The sequence below is a fragment of the uncultured Hymenobacter sp. genome, from assembly GCF_964242765.1.
Taxonomy (GTDB): Bacteria; Bacteroidota; Bacteroidia; order Cytophagales; family Hymenobacteraceae; genus Hymenobacter.
On sequence record NZ_CAXTBM010000095.1, the window covers coordinates 1 to 15,785 of the forward strand.

The 15,785-nt window shown below is 54.0% G+C and carries 11 protein-coding genes; 4 read left to right on the plus strand and 7 right to left on the minus strand.

What is annotated here, in order from left to right; all coding sequences use genetic code 11:
* From ACFE7X_RS23360 to ACFE7X_RS23370, 3 genes are all read left to right on the plus strand, one after another.
* On the plus strand, positions 1–721 hold a 721-nt coding region (locus ACFE7X_RS23360; RefSeq protein WP_375438092.1), incomplete at its 5' end, for a 4Fe-4S dicluster-binding protein.
* An 82-nt stretch (positions 722–803) separates the two neighbouring features.
* A complete protein-coding gene (locus ACFE7X_RS23365; RefSeq protein WP_375438093.1) occupies positions 804–2,327 on the plus strand; it encodes an NCS1 family nucleobase:cation symporter-1 in 1,524 nt (507 codons plus the stop codon).
* 141 nt (positions 2,328–2,468) lie between these two features.
* Positions 2,469–2,708 carry a hypothetical protein gene (locus tag ACFE7X_RS23370; RefSeq protein WP_375438094.1) on the plus strand — a complete coding sequence of 80 codons (240 nt, stop codon included), beginning with the start codon at positions 2,469–2,471 and terminating at the stop codon, positions 2,706–2,708.
* Here ACFE7X_RS23370 and ACFE7X_RS23375 read toward each other — a convergent pair whose 3' ends face one another.
* The 3 genes from ACFE7X_RS23375 to ACFE7X_RS23385 form a co-directional block, all read right to left on the minus strand.
* Entirely contained in the window at positions 2,709–4,142 is a 1,434-nt protein-coding gene (locus tag ACFE7X_RS23375; RefSeq protein ID WP_375438095.1) for a TolC family protein, read from the minus strand. It lies immediately after the preceding gene.
* A complete protein-coding gene (locus tag ACFE7X_RS23380; RefSeq protein ID WP_375438096.1) occupies positions 4,135–7,326 on the minus strand; it encodes an efflux RND transporter permease subunit in 3,192 nt (1,063 codons plus the stop codon). The genes ACFE7X_RS23375 and ACFE7X_RS23380 overlap by 8 nt, the downstream gene beginning before the upstream one ends.
* Positions 7,327–7,493: 167 nt before the next feature.
* Complete coding sequence (locus tag ACFE7X_RS23385) at positions 7,494–8,579, minus strand: efflux RND transporter periplasmic adaptor subunit (RefSeq protein ID WP_375438097.1); 1,086 nt, start codon at positions 8,577–8,579, stop codon at positions 7,494–7,496.
* A 1,232-nt stretch (positions 8,580–9,811) separates the two neighbouring features.
* On the opposite strand from ACFE7X_RS23385, the gene ACFE7X_RS23390 reads away from it, so the two are divergent.
* Complete coding sequence (locus ACFE7X_RS23390; protein WP_375438098.1) at positions 9,812–10,963, plus strand: pyridoxal phosphate-dependent aminotransferase; 1,152 nt, start codon at positions 9,812–9,814, stop codon at positions 10,961–10,963.
* 1,348 nt (positions 10,964–12,311) lie between these two features.
* Here ACFE7X_RS23390 and hemA read toward each other — a convergent pair.
* The 4 genes from hemA to ACFE7X_RS23410 form a co-directional block, all read right to left on the minus strand.
* Entirely contained in the window at positions 12,312–13,592 is a 1,281-nt protein-coding gene (hemA, locus tag ACFE7X_RS23395) for a glutamyl-tRNA reductase (protein WP_375438099.1), read from the minus strand.
* A 110-nt stretch (positions 13,593–13,702) separates the two neighbouring features.
* Positions 13,703–14,215, minus strand: coding sequence for a hypothetical protein (locus ACFE7X_RS23400; protein ID WP_375438100.1), 513 nt, complete (start codon positions 14,213–14,215; stop codon positions 13,703–13,705).
* 100 nt (positions 14,216–14,315) lie between these two features.
* Complete coding sequence (locus tag ACFE7X_RS23405) at positions 14,316–14,735, minus strand: hypothetical protein (RefSeq protein ID WP_375438101.1); 420 nt, start codon at positions 14,733–14,735, stop codon at positions 14,316–14,318.
* A gap of 32 nt (positions 14,736–14,767) precedes the next feature.
* The gene (locus tag ACFE7X_RS23410; RefSeq protein WP_375438102.1) at positions 14,768–15,694 is read right to left on the minus strand and encodes a DUF5777 family beta-barrel protein; all 927 of its coding nucleotides are present in this window, start codon (positions 15,692–15,694) and stop codon (positions 14,768–14,770) included.
* Positions 15,695–15,785 lie beyond the last annotated feature (91 nt).

Here is a 15,785-nt window from a genome sequence, read left to right on the forward strand (position 1 = left end):
CTGCGGTCCGGCCGTGAAGCCTATTGCCTTGAACATGGTGAAAAACTGTGCCCAGGACCCGCACGTGCAGTTGCCCATTTCCGGCATCGGCGGGATTGAGAACTGGCGTGATGCAGTGGAACATATTCTGCTGGGGGCCTCTTCGGTGCAGGTGTGCACGGCCGCCATGCACTTCGGCTTCGGCATTATCCGCGAAATGACGGCGGGGCTAGAGCAGTACATGGCGGAAAAGGGCTTCCACACTATTTACGACATGGTGGGCAAAGCCTTGCCCAATGTGAAGCCTTGGGAAGAGTTAAACCTGAAGTACAAGGTGACGGCCAACATTCACGAAGACAAGTGCATCGGCTGCCAGCTCTGCTACACGGCGTGCGAAGACGGAGCACACCAGGCTATTGCCCTGCGCGAAGGCACTCGCGTCCCCGAAATTATCGAGGAAAACTGCGTGGGCTGCAACCTGTGCTCCTTGGTCTGCCCCGTCGAAAACTGCATCACCATGGAGCGCACCGACGATGGCACCGAGCATCAGACGTGGAAGGAACGCACCCTGGCCGATACAATTCCGACGACCTTCAACGACGAGCGGGCCGGCGGCCTGCATCATTGGGTACCCGAACCTACCGCCGCTCTAGGCAAAGAAAAACACAAGACGCTGCCCGGCAAAGCACGTCAGCTAGGGCTGCCGACACCGGTAACTATTGATCTGTTAAGGAAAGAATAGCTTTGTCTGGTACTGTAGCTGTAGAGATGTATAAAGCGGTTAATCAGTTCATTATGTAATCTATTGCTTAAGCCATTTCCCCATGGATAGGGCGCAAGTGCCAGGCGCTAGGCAGCAAGATGCCCGTTTGAACAGTGAAGATCTGGGCCCGGTAGCCTTAGGGGACCGTACGTGGAATACCTGGAATTACGCCGCGCTCTGGATCAGCATGAGCTTGTGCATTCCAACCTACATGCTGGCTAGCTCGCTCATTGAGGGTGGTATGAACTGGTGGCAGGCCATCCTGACCATCTTCTTGGGCAACAGCATTGTGCTGGCCCCAATGATTCTGAACGGGCGCGCCGGCGCCACCTATGGTATTCCGTTTCCGGTGTTTGCGCGGGTGAGCTTTGGGGTGCGAGGAGCCAACATTCCGGCTATGCTGCGGGCAATTATTGCCTGCGGCTGGTTCGGCATCCAAACTTGGATAGGCGGGTACGCACTCTATCAGATGGTGAGGCTGTGGGTACCGGCTATTGCCACCCTTCCCGCCATCTTTCCGGCTTCGTGGTCGTTGGAAACCGGGCCGGCGCTTACGTTTCTGCTGTTCTGGCTGCTCAACATTTACGTGGTGTATCTGGGGGTTGATAGTATCAGGAAGCTGCTCGTGTTCAAAGCATTTTTCCTGCCTTTTGCCGCGCTGGCCCTGCTATTTTGGGCCATCAGAGCGGGTAATGGCTTAGGGCCTATTTTGGCGCGGCCCGCTAAGTTCACTTCATCCGCCGAATTTTGGGCTTTCTTCTTTCCGTCCCTGACGGGTATGGTCGGCTTTTGGGCCACTTTATCCCTGAATATTCCGGACTTTACCCGCTACGCGAAAAGTCAGCGGGCCCAGGTGGTCGGGCAAGCCTTGGGGCTGCCGATACCCATGACGCTGTTTGCCTTTATTGGCGTGGTAGTTACCTCGGCCACCTTCCTTATTTACGGGCAAACCATATGGGACCCGGTGGTGCTAGCGGGCCGCTTCGATAGCAAGTTGCTGGTAAGCGGGGCCATGGTGGCTGTTGCCCTCTCGACGCTGGCTACCAACATCGCGGCCAACATCGTCAGTCCGGCCAACGACTTTGCCAACCTCTCACCGGCACACATCAGCTTTAAAACGGGCGGCTACATCACCGGCGTCATTGGCATCCTGATCTTTCCCTGGAAGCTAATTGCGGACCCTTCAGGCTATATTTTCACCTGGCTGGTAGGCTATTCGGCATTGCTCGGGCCTATTGGCGGCATCATGATTGCCGATTATTACTTTATCCGCAAGCAACAGCTGTACCTGCCGGACCTTTATCAGTACACTGGCCGCTATGCCTACCATAACGGCTTTAATACCAGCGCGCTCGTGGCACTTGCGGGGGGAATTGCACCTAATATACCCGGCTTCTTATCTACCATCGGTCTCCTATCCCGGGATATAATTTGGCCCTGGCTGCTAGAAATTTATAACTATGCTTGGTTTGTCGGCTTCTTTATTTCCGCAGGCTCCTACTTGCTGCTTATGAACAAGCTGAAAAGAACAACCAAGCGCACAATTAACCGGCCGACTGGCGAGTACCAAATTACGCCGACATAGCCCAAGCAATAAGGGCTGTTGATAAGAGAGTCCAGCCCAATAGTGCCCGAACTCACTAGCTTATTTCAAAAACCTTCTTTCCTGCGTTGCGGACCACCAGCAGGACAAAAGCTGACAGCAACTGCCCTCCGCTGAATCGTTTTGCGCCGCCTGAAAACGGAGTTGCTTGACGGCCGTAGCGTGGGCAACACCCCCAACGATTATCAGTTCAGTCCCCCTTCGACGGCCCTCCGTTCAATGGGTTCTATGTTCTGGCGGGGTGACGTGCCCCTTTGGGCTGGTTGCTGCGGCATAATTTCGCTGCGTGCCGCTCCCAGCGCTGACATTAAAGCTTTGGGTGGAGCCGGCAGCACCACGCGCCCGGCTGTGCAAAGGGCATAATTAATTCCAGCCGCCACCCAAGGCCCGGTACACATTGACGGTGGCATTGAGTTGCTTCATTTTGGTTTCAACCAAGTCAAATTTCGATTCCAAAGCGTCTCGTTGGGTGAACAGCACTTCCGTGTAATCGGCCCGGGCCGAGCGGAAGAGGCTATTGGAAATTGTAGTGGACTGGTTGAGGGCCTGCACTTCCTGGGCTTTCTCGTCGTAGCTCTTCGCCAGGTTGCTGATGTTGGCTAGCTGATTGGACACCTCGACGTAAGCATTTAGCACGGTCCGCTCGTAATTGTAGGCCGCCTGGGTCTGCACGGCATTTGCGCTGCCATACACCGCTTTTATTCCGTTGCGGTTAACTAAGGGCGCTACCAAATCACCCGCCAGCGAATACAGCATGGATTCGGGTGTGGTAAACAGTAAGCCGGGCTTGAAGGCCTCGAAACCCGTAGCCCCGGTAATGCGCAGCGACGGATAAAAGTTGGCTCTCGCCACCTGCACATCTAGTTTGGCCGCCAGCAAATTCTGTTCGGCCTGCCGAATATCGGGCCGATTTTGCAACAATTGAGCGGGAACACCCGCCTGAATGACGGTCGGCACTAAGTCGTTGAACGACGCATCGTTGCGGGTAATTGGTTGCGGATAGCGGCCCACCAGGAAGTTGATCCGGTTTTCGGTTTCCGTGATGCGCTGCTGAATGTTGTACTGCCGGCTTCGGGTGTTATGGACTTGCGCTTCAAATCGTTGTACCGCCAGCTCTGTCACCCGCGCCGATTCCTTTTGCAGCCGTACCAGTTGCAGCGCATTGCTTTGAATTTCGATGTTCTGCCTGACGATGGCTAATTGGTTGTCGAGCGCCAACAGTTCGTAGTACGAATTGGCAATCTCGGCAATCAGGTTCGTCGTCGTGAAATTCCGGCCTTCGACAGTCGCTAGATACCGCAGGGCCGCAGACTTGCGGGCATTGTGCAGCTTGTGCCAGATATCCACCTCCCAGCTAGCAAAGGCGCCCACCTGGAAGTTCGGCAACGGGTCGGGCGTCCGTTTATCGGGTTTGATATTGATATTTTCCTCGGTTGCTCCTTGTAGCGTGTACCGGCCCGGCCGCTCGGCTTCGGCCTTGGCCCCCAAGCCTACAAATGGCAGATAGTCACCTTTTCTGATCTGCACCTCATTGCGGGCAATCTGGATTTCCTGCAACGCAATGTTGAGTTCCTGATTGTGGTGTAAGGCGGTATCAATCAGGGCAACCAAGTTAGGATCGGTGAAAAACTCTTTCCACCGAACCTGCGTCATATTGGTTGTATCCCGGGTGCTATTGTAGCTGGCCGGCGTGTTGCGGTTCTCATTTTTTACTGCCAGCTCTGGCGTTTTACAAGCGCCAACGGCGAATGCAAAACCGGCGGCACTCAGGCATTGATAAAGGCGTTTCTTAAGCATAAGGCTCTATTTCTTCGATTAATACACGCGGCTCTACGCCTTCGAATACGGGGGACTCGTTTTCGTCCCGAATTAGTTTGCTATTGCCGGCCAGGGTGCCGAAGAAGTAGTACAGGCCGGGGATGATGATAACCCCGAAAACGGTGCCGAACAGCATGCCGCCCAGGGCCGAGCTACCGATGGTGCGGTTGCCAATGGCCCCCGCGCCGGTAGCCACTACTAGCGGAATCAGGCCAGCAATGAAGGCGAAGGAAGTCATCAGAATGGGGCGGAAACGCACCCGTGCGCCTTCAATGGCCGCGTCGCGCACCGACATGCCTTCCTCGTGTTTCAGGGCCGCGAATTCCACAATCAGCACGGCGTTCTTACCCAGCAAGCCCACCAGCATCACGAGACCTACTTGGGCGTAGATATCGTTGGCCAGGCCGAACATTTTGATGAACAGGAACGACCCGAACACGCCCGCAATCAGGGAGAAGATAACAGCCAGCGGCAGCAGGAAGCTTTCGTACTGGGCGGCCAGCACCAAGTACACGAACACCAGCACAATCATGAAAATGACAACCGATTCGTTGCCGCGGCCCACTTCGTCTTTCGACAAGCCGCCCCAGTCGATGTCGTAGCCGTGGGGCAAGTCTTGCGCCACTTCCTGCACCGCTTTGATGGCCTCGCCGCTGCTGTAGCCGTTGGCCGCGCCGCCACGGATGGAGGCCGTGGTGTACATATTGTAGCGGTTGATTTCGTTGGCGCCCTGCGTCTTCACGATTTTCATGAAGGCCGAAAACGGCACCATTTCGCCCTTATCGTTTTTGGCCCACATGTTCAGGATGTCTTCGGGCAGCTTGCGGTACTCCGGCGAAGCCTGCACGAACACCTTGAAAAAGCGCTGGTACTTGATGAAGCCCAGCTCGTACGTACTGCCTACCATGATGGAAAGTGTGTTCATAGCATTGCCAATGCTTATGCCTTTCTGCATGGCCAACTCATTGTCAATCTTCAGCTCATACTGCGGGTAGTTGGCCGAGAAGAAGGTGAACAAGCCCGCCAACTCCTTGCGCTTTTTCAGTTTCTCCATAAATTCGGCGTTCACCTTTTCCAGGGCCTTGTAGTCGCCGGAATTGGTTTTATCGAGCAGTTGTAGCTGGAAGCCACCCGCCGCGCCGTAGCCGGGTACTGCCGGCGGCTCAAAGAATTCGATGGTTGCGCCGGGGATTTCGTGCGCCTTGCGCTCCAGATTGCCAATGATGTTGGCGATGGATTCCTTGCGCTCCGACCACGGCTTCAAGTCCAGCAGCAAGGTGCCAGCGTTCGAGCCGCGGCCTTCGGTAAGCACTTCGTAGCCGGCCAGCGAGGAGATGTTGGCAATGCCGGGCACGTCCTTGGCTAAGCCGGCCAGGCGCTGCGACACGGCGTTGGTTTGCTCCAGCGTGGTACCGGGCGGCGTCTGCACAATGGCGTAAATCAGGCCCTGGTCCTCGCTGGGAATAAAGCCGGCCGGCAGCTTGGCCGTGATAACCCAGATGCCCAGCCCGAAGGCCAGCAGCATGGCGAAGGTGATGAGGCGGTTGGCCACAATCCGCTCCAGCAGGCCAGTGTAGGCGTTGGTCAGCTTGTCGAAGCTGCGGTTAAACCAGTCGAAGAAGCGCTGCATGGGCGTTTTCTTCTTGGGCTGGCCATGGTGATTTTTCAGAATCATAGCGCAGAGCACCGGCGTCAGCGTGAGAGCGACGAGGCCCGAAATGACGATGGCCGTGGCCATGGTGATAGAGAACTGGCGGTAGAAAATGCCCACCGGGCCGCTCATGAACGAAACAGGGATGAACACGGCCGTCATCATGATGGTGATGGCAATGATGGCCCCACTGATTTCGCCCACCACCTTGCGGACGGCATTATAAGGCGATAGATGTTCTTCCGCCATCTTGGCGTGCACGGCCTCAATCACCACAATGGCGTTGTCGACCACGATGCCAATCGAGAGCACCAGCGCAAACAGCGTAATCATGTTGATGGTCAGCCCAAATGCCTGCATGGCAATAAACGAGCCCACCAGCGACACTGGCACCGCAATGGCCGGAATCAAGGTCGAGCGCCAGTCGCCGAGGAACAGGAACACCACCAGGGCCACCAGAATAAAAGCGTCGCGCAGGGTGTGAATCACGTTTTCAATGGAGGCGTCGAGGAAGTTCGACACGTCGTAGGTGATTTTGTAGTCCATGCCGGGCGGGAAGCTGGTTTTCTTCAGTTCTTCCAGCTTGGCCTTCACCTCCTTGATTACATCCGAGGCATTGGAGCCGTAGGTCTGCTTCAGCACGATGGCCGCCGACGGGTACTGGTTCAGGTTGGAGTAGATGTCGTAGTACTCGCTGCCCAACTCCACGTTAGCCACGTCCTTGAGGTGCAGGCTTTCGCCGTTGGCATTGGCCTTGAGAACAACGTTTTTGTACTGCTCCACGTCGTTGAAGCGGCCCTGATAGCTGAGCACGTACTCCAGCGACTGGGCCTGCTTGCCGTCACTGCGGCCGATGCGGCCCGGCGAACCGATAACGCTCTGCTCATCCAGCGCCTTCATCACGTCATCGACCGAGATGTTGTAGGCACGCATCCGGTCGGGTTTCAGCCATACGCGCATGGCGTATTGCCGGCTGCCCAGGATGCTGGCCCGCCCAATACCACCCAGGCGCTGCAACTCGGGCAGCATGTTTACGCCGGCGAAGTTGAACAGGTACTTCATGTCGGTGTTCTTGTCTTTCGAGTACAAGTTCACGTACATCAGCATGTTGGGCACCACGCGGTTCACCACCACGCCTTCGCGCTGCACCAGCAGCGGCAAGCGGTTGAGCACCTGCGCAATACGGGTGTTCACGTTCACCACGGCTTGGTCGGGGTTGGTGCCCAGGTTGAAGACAATCTGAATGTTGGCCTCGCCGGCACTCACGGCGTCGGAGGTCATGTACTTCATGCCGGGCACGCCGTTCACGGCCTGTTCCAGCGGAATCAGCACCGACTCGGTGAGCACCTTGGCGCTAGCGCCGGGATACGACGCACTCACCATGACCAAGGGCGGTGAAATCTCCGGGAACTGCGACGTGGGCAGCTGCATGATGGCCAGTCCGCCCATCAGCAGGATGACTATCGAAATAACAATGGCAAATACTGGCCTCCGAATGAATTTACTGAACATATTCTGGCTGATTGTTTAGGAAAAGGGCCAGCTTGGCGTTAACCTCACCCCCTGACCCCCTCTCTAAAAAAGAGGGGGCGCCGGTTCTGCGCTGGCGTCAGGCTCCCCTCTCTTTTGAAGAGGGGCCGGGGGTGTGGTTCTGCGGGGCCGCGCCCAACAGGACATTCTTACTCGCTGTACACTTTCAGATGCGAGATGACGACCTGCGGCGCTTTGTAGTCATAGGCTACCTTGTCGCCGTCTTTCACTTTGCGCAGGCCTTCCAGCAGAATCCGGTCGGAGCCGGTAATGCCGGATTTAATGACGTACAGGTCGGGCATTTCGGAGGCGATGCCGACTTCCTGCTGGTGGACCACGTTGTTTTTGTCGACCACGAAAACATACTTCTTCTCCAGAATTTCGAACGTGGCTTTCTGCGGAATAATCAGGGCGCCTTTAAGCGGCACCGTCATCAGGACGCTGCCAGTTTCGCCGTTGCGCAGCAGCCCGTCGGGGTTCGGGAAAGTGGCCCGGAAGGCGATGTTGCCAGTTTCGTTGTTGAAATCGGCCTCGATGGTTTGCACCAAGCCGGTCTGGTCGAACTCCTCGTTGTTAGCCATGCGCAGCTTCACCCGGGTGGCCTTGTCGCTCGACTTGGAATGCGCTTTGTAGGCCAAGTACTCCGCTTCCGGTACGTTGTAGTACACCCACATTTTGCTGTTGTCGGAGAGCGTCGTCAGCAAATCTCCCTCATCAACCAAGCTACCCAGCCGAGCCTGAAAGTGGTCCATAATGCCAGTAAACGGCGCCTTCACCGTGGTGAATTGCAGGTGCGTTCGGGCCAGGGATACCTCGGCGTTGGCTTTGTCGTACTTGGCCTGGGCCAAGGCCAACTCGCTGCCGGACACAATGTTATTGTCGGCTAGCTTCTTGGTGTTCTGGTACTCCAGGCCCACGTAGTTGGCTTCGGCCTGCGACTTTTTCAGCTCAGCCTGGTACACCGTGGGCTTGATCTGAAACATAAGCTGCCCTCGTTGCACGTGCTGTCCTTCATCGACGTAAATCTTCTCTAAATAGCCTTTCTCCAGGGCCCGCAGCTCGATGCGCTGGATGGCGTGAATTTGAGCGACGTACTCTTTGGTGATGGTCGTGTCTTTGAGCAGCGGACTGGTGGCTACCAGTTTGATTTGTTCTTCTACTTCCTTCTTCTCTTCTGAGCAACTGGTACAGCAGTACAAAACACCGCAAATCATTAGCGTTAGCACGGTTTTCATAAACACTTTAGGTGATAGGGCAGGCATTGGGTGATACATAAAAATGTTTTGTTAGACGAGGCGCTCAGCGGTGACTAGTAAGGCGGCGCGTTGGACCCGCACCAAGCGGCGAATCAAGCTGTGTTTGGGTGGAATAGGAGGTTGGCAATTCAGCAGATGTCGTGGCCAAGCCATGAAATTCATCGATTGTCCGGGGCGTCTAGTTTGTGTTCATGCATGCTTGTAGTTGGCTTTGCTCGGGTAGCGAAAAGCCGATGATTATAGGTGGGAATGCCGGTGCCAATCCTAAGCTGGAAGACCGATGCTGCGCAGCTTGTGTCGTGAGTTGACAGCACAAACCAAGTCACCAGGACATGAAGCGAGTATGAAGCGGCAACTAAATACATTCAAAAACTTTCCTGCATGCCCAGCGCCTAAAGGTGTTTTTTCGTCTCACATATTATTCATCCTCAGCGTGCTAAGTGTGCCTGTTGCCCATTGAGCTTTTTCAAGATGAGTTTAGTTTGCGTACTTACTAGGCGGGCACGAGCCGGTGGCGCCAGCTAGCCGCGCAGGCAAGAAGCAGACAACTTGGGCACGTTTCTAAGTCGTTGGTTGGGTCTTGAGCTAGTGCGGCCGGTGCTAGCTGAAGCCCTGCTTGCCTTGCGCGTATTACACCAATCTGTAAGAGACGTGCGCGGGTCATTCTGCGGCGATACTCCTTGCTCAGCCACGGCACTACCAACCAGTTGAATGGCTTAGTGCCACGCGGTGCGACTACCTCAGCCGACGAGTAGATCAATCATTTCCCGCTCCGGCAAGCTGACGCCCACATCAACCGCCTCCTGCAAAACGGCAATATCTTTTGAGGCAACTACTAGGGTACTGAGTCTGTGCTCACAAGCGAAAGTCGGTATCCTTCTATTTGCGGCACCTCAACGCAGAGCTGCTGGGCGGCATTGGCTACCAGCTGGGGAAGGCTGTGACGTAATTCAGCCACGGCCTGGGGCTGCGCAAACGGCAAATTGGAACCTATACTGCCAGGATATAGAGATACCAGTTCTTTTTGTGTTGACGTACCAACTGCGCTCGTCTACATACAACCCCGACTTATCGGTTGTAGCTGCCATCTAGTCGATCAGCACGAGCAAGAATTCTTCTTACGCCAATTCACGGCGCGTTGGGCTCGTTGTATGGGCAGTTCAGTGCTCTGCTTATCGGGGCATTACTTGTTTAACCCACTTCGAAAGCCCATGAATTCCAGCACCCTAATTTCTCCGAATGCCAGCCTCGACCTCTCATTGTTTCAGCAAACTTCCCACAGTCCTTCCTACGCGAGTCTGACCAATAATTTCGAGGACGCGGGGCACCTGCATGATTACTGCATTCCCGTCAACTCATACTTTCCGCCCGCCACCATGATGGCGGAATTGTACCGCAAACTGCCCTACGCCCTCAAGTACTATCCCAGCAGCAATGCCCAACTAGCCGAACTCGTGTGTGCCTTTGCTGATCTGCCCGATCCGGCGAGTGTGATTGTCGGCAATGGCTCAACCGAATTGATTTCCTGGCTCAACACGCTTTTCATTCAAGACAACGTACTTGTGCCCGTGCCCTCATTTGGCCGCTGGACCGATGAGCCGCAGGGTCTGGGTCGCCAGGTGCACTACGTCGCCTACCAGGATGCGCACCACCAACACCTGACCGCCGCTGACTTTGTGCACGCCGTCAAGGCAGCGGGAGTGAAAAACGCGGTGCTCTGTAACCCTAACAACCCCACAGGCTCACTTATGAGTCGGGACGAAGTGCTCTGGATCATGCAGCAACTCGGCCACCTCAATACGTTGGTTATTGATGAGTCCTTCATTGATTTCTCCCTGTCGGAACCGCCCACCGTTCAAGATGTAGTAGCGCAGTTTCCCAATGCGTGGGTGTTGAAGAGTTTGGGCAAAAATTTAGGGCTGCATGGCCTGCGCATGGGCTACGCTATCAGCTGCCCAGCCAACATTCAGAGGCTGCGCCAGCACGTGCCCTACTGGAATGTGAACGGCATCACCGAACTGCTCCTCAAACTGGTATTGCCGGAAAAGCCAGCCTACGAAGCCAGCCGCCTGCGCGTGATCGAAGACCGTAACTACTTGCTGCACGCATTGCAATCAGTGCCGGAATTGACCGTGTTTCCTTCCTTCGCCAACTTTGTGTACGTCAAAGTAGAGGAACATATCAATGGCGACCAGCTACGAGACCGGCTCCTGCTCCACCATCAGTGCTTTGTGCGTAACTGCGGCAACAAGCTTAATTGCAGTAGTCATTACTTCCGCTTGGCAGCGCGCCCTCAAACGGAAGTAGATTACTTAATCGCCGCTTTGCGTCATGAGCTAAGCCAGGTGAAGATGGCCGCCTGATCACCAGCGCGTCGTGCTAAGGCACGCTCAGCAAAATGATTACATGCGCATCAACAACCTCACCGTCCGGATTGGACCTTCAATGCAAGGCGATATGGTGATTTGCGGCACTCCCCATCCGCACTCGGTCTAGCAACAACTGCGGCCATTAACGTGTGCGTATTTTTCAAAACGGAAGTACTCGGTTCTAATTTATCAGCCGTTCGTTTGAGCGGCTGATAATTATTTCATGCGTAGTGCCTCCGTATCTCTGCGCCGTTGATTCTGCAAGGCAATAATTTCGGGCAGTTGGGCGGGCTCAGTGGTTGACTTGAGCATACGAGGCCACCCGGCCGCGACTTTCCCACCACGGCTTATCTGTACTCGGTTTAGTGCGGTCAATAAAAGAAAGCTGATAGGGTCGGGTAGCACTTAATTTCTGCCGCGCGCAAGCAACCCCGGAAACCGCTATAGCGAGTAGATAAGTAGCGAATGGCCTCTTTGCAAAGAGGATAGACGCACAAAAACGACAACTGAGTACTAATTTTTCTACTTACCTGGGCCTCTGGATGGAAATAAGCAAAGGCAACAAGCAAGCGCTTTACGATTATGTGGGGCAGCTCATGCGGCAAGGGCAGTCCAATAAGCAGGTGCAAAAGCAGCTGCAAGCAAGTGGTTTGGCAACGCAACAAGCGGCAATTCTGACTCACCAGATGCGGAGCCAATTCCGCGAGGGCGCCCCGCCGCGAGAATACTCCCGAGGCCTTGCAATTTGGCAGCATCTGTGTCGGTACTGGTCGCGCTGCTAGCGCTGTTCCTGGGAAGAGTTATGCTTGCGGCAAGCCATCACCGGAAAAGGACATATCGTGCCACTCCGAGCGGGTCCATGAGACGAACTAGAGGCATAAAGCGGGCAGGGATGACTAGGGGAGAAGTTAGTCAAACTTATTTGGCTAGATGAATTCTCATGGTACTCATCTCGGTCATACAACTAAGTTGTTCCCGCTGTTGATGGCAGTTTAAGTATGCCGCCTACCATTGATGCTGACGGCATCGAGGTTAAAGAGTGGGTTTCACTCACTGAGTTACAGGCGGCGTGAGGCATGCCGTTAATGATTCGTCTAGTCAATTCATGGCCCCGTATGGCTCTGCTGTGCACGCCTATCTCACCGCGTACATTCGCTCGTCAGCCCCACTTGGCAGCTATGAGTTATACCAATCGGGGTACTGACAGTGCACGAAATTCGATTAATGGCTGCATACCGCGAGCTGACGAAAGTAGACAGTACTGCAAGAGCAAAGCCGTACTGCTACGCATAGCAAGACAGATCAATATTCGCAAGCAAAAGGCTATTATGCCTTTTACTGGTTAGCAATCAGATGCTTGCAGGGAACGGCCTTCGAGGGCAAACAACTCAACTAGTACGGCCGTAAGCTGCTCGGCTTCGCCCCGTTGGCAAGCAGCCTTAAGTTGCAATACTGGCAGCTTCAGAAACTTCTGAGTCAGAGATTTGGTGACTTCGTCCATGAGACGTGCTTCATCGGCACTAACTCTTTTCTGAAGGCGCCCTATTTCTTGTTGCCGCATCTGCTCGAGCGTATTTTTCAACTTTTGAATAGTAGGGGACAGTTGCATTTCTCGCATCCAATCCCGCAGGGTGTTCATGCTTTCCTCGATGATGGCATGCACGAGCGGAACGGCAGCTAAGCGCTGCGCCAGCGCCTGAGAAGCTTTATTTTGGATCGTGTCTATATTGTACACCAACACGCCTGGCACACTTTCCAAGTCGGCGCCAATACTGCGAGGCACCGATAGGTCGATGAAAAATATGGAACGCTGGATAGCTAACGCGTCTACAAAATCACGGGTGAAAAAATGAATGGGAGCAGCAACCGAGGATATAACTACATCTGCGGCCAACAAACCATCGGCTATCTGCTCGAAGTCCAGTACCTGTAAGTTGTTCTCTGCGGCCAGCGCCTCGGCCGTGGAACGGGTCCGGTTGCAAATAGTGACTTGAGCAAAGCGTTTGGATTTGCCGAAATGGCGACAAATATCTTGGCCTATTTCCCCGAGTCCGACTATGAGTACGCGTGGTTGCACCATACCGGCCGTAAGTTCTTGCACCAGTTCCAAAGTGGCATAGGAAGTGGAAGCGGCGCCATCACGGAAGGCAGTTTCCTGCTGTACTCGCTTGTTGGCCGCTAAAATGGAGTGCAGTAACCGGTGCAAGAACGGACCCGCTGCTTTGACTTCTGCCGAGCGTTGATAAGCTCGTTTCACTTGATTACTGATCTGCATATCGCCTACTACCTGTGCATCGAGACCTAGAGTTACCTCAAATAGCTGCCGTATGGCCGCTTGAGCAGAATTAAAGGTGGTGAAATAAGACTGCCAATTCATGCTGTCAGTCATTCCTTTCACTTCTCCCAGCGCCTCGATAATTGCCGAGCTTTGGTCGTTCTCGGCGGAATAGTATACCTCGGTACGATTACATGTGCTAAGCACCAACAAATCTGATAAGCCCACGTCATATTGCAATTTGCGCAGTAGACGGTTGCAGGCTGCCTCATCCAAGGCCAGCAACTCACGAATGGCCAAAGGCGCTTTTTTGTAAGTCAGGCTAATTGCCTTAAAAGGATAAATCATAAAGGATAGGTTAGTAGTAAGCACTTGTTAACAGAAGTTCAACCGGATAATTCTCAGCAAAAAGGCCACCTGCTCGTGGCCTTTTTGTGAGTGAAAATTCATATTACAGCCTAATGATTAACAACATCGGCCTCCATGGCATCGATAAGAGCCGTGAACTCAACTTTCTCTTGCGCTCCGATCTTATTCTTTTCCAAAGAGTTATCGAGTAGTGCGCGCCAAGCCTTGTATTCGGCAACTGTCACTTGCATGTTGGTGTGGGCCACCAGCATATTTTTGCCATTGTAGGGTAGTGGTCCGCCGGTGATAGCCGTAAATTGATCTACTACGTTATTACGTAAGCGGGTCAAGCGGGTCGGGTCGGTTGGGGCGGCTCCATTTACGCCGTTGACGGCATCAAGCAAAGGCTTGTGCGAGCGCAACATCAAGGAGTTGGTCTGGCCCGTTTCGGCTCCTACGTTGGCTACCATTTGGTCCGCCACGGCTTCAATACCAGTTTTGCCGCCCATTCGGACGTAAAGAGAATCTGGTGCTGGGGTTTCGGTTGACGAGTCGCAGGCAGTGGCAAGTAAACCAGTGGCTACTAAGCTGGCACTGGCCAGCCAAAGTTGAAGGGTACGCATAAGAGTTAGGAGAAAGAATGTATGTAAGTAGGAAAATAAAAAGCCGGAAAAGAAAAGGGGCTGGGGTCTTATAATTTGAAAGGGTGGGGCAATAAGCTCCTTACACGGCTACGAAAAAGCGCCGCAGATTCAGGGTGAAGCGAATACGGTCAAGTAACAACGCGTAACCCGGCGGCACAGGGCATTCCCGGATCGTAGGGGAGGACGTCGCAACGGATCCTTCCGAAGCCACCTCTACACCAGTTCGGTTCAAGGCTTGGATCAGCGTGGCGGGCGTTGCTTGGTCGGGATGATAAACAAAGGCCACGCAGTTGGTGCGCCAACTCACCGCGCAGGCTTTCACGCCTGGCGTCTCGGCGAGCTGGGTTTCCAAGGCTTGGGCTGCGGCAGGGCTAGCTAGTGGGGATAGTTGCCAAACCACTGTTGTGGCCGGTTGTACGAAATGGTGCATCTCTGGTGCATTCCAGTTGGCCCAGATCAGCACAGTCACTAAGATCAGTAGCAAAAGCTTGACGCGCATCACCAAATAGAAGTAAGAGGTGGTTGGAAATATTAGTGGCGAAAACCTGACTTGGGGCGAACCGTGAAATTGCGGTTGACATTGAAGCCGAAATAGAGGTCTCCATTAAAGAAATTACCGCGCGTACCGCTCACGAAAAATTTCTCGATCATGCCCTGCGAATTGGTTACGTGCAATTGGAACACGTGACCACCAGTTTCCAAGTCGAAGCCTAGCGCTAAAGCATTGCGCACGCCGGTGGGTTTAGTGTTGGGTAGTAAATAATAATATTCAGCGTTGAGCGACGTGCGCTTAGTTATTTTTTGCCGCCCACCAACTCCCAATGCATATACATCATTGTGGTCTTGTGTGGTGGCCACCAAGTTGCTATGAACTAAAGTCGGCATAAGTTGCAGAGACAGATCAGGACTGAACTTGCGTGCAATCAAAGCCTGATAAGTATAGGCTATGCGTCGGGGTAAGGTACGGTCGAAGGTATCGCTGTACCGAAGCGTATTTAAAGCCGAAGAAGCGAACATTGTTACCGACACGGGCATGGCGTGTGCGCCCGTGCTTTGCCGAATAGCTTTGTACTTGAGAAAACCGTCGAACGTTTTTTCCAAGGAGCTGCGTCCAAGGCCTGCTGTGAGCCGGTCGGTGAGTCCGTATTCAAAGCCTAGGCGTAGTGTAGCTTGATCGAGGCCGAAAAAGTTATAAGCCCCACTATTTAGCGTACCAAAACGGTGCGATATTAGAAACATCATAGTTCCCTGGCCGGGGGTTTGCACCGTGTGACCACTAATGAGCCGGGTACTTTTGAAGGTGGCATCCACTAACTCGGTTTTGGTGGGCTTCGCTTCTTGGGTCTCTAACTGATTCAATAAATCGTCTTGTGCACTAGCGGTCCGCGTCCATCCTAGCCCCACCAGTAATAGTACAAGAGCAAAGCGGACAGCTGATGAATTATAAGAATTACACATATATATGAATGTTATGTTTATTTGGAAAGACTTAGCTGCGCGACGGGGTCACAGCTGAGGGAGAGGCGGATGCCGACGACCTTGGCGATGT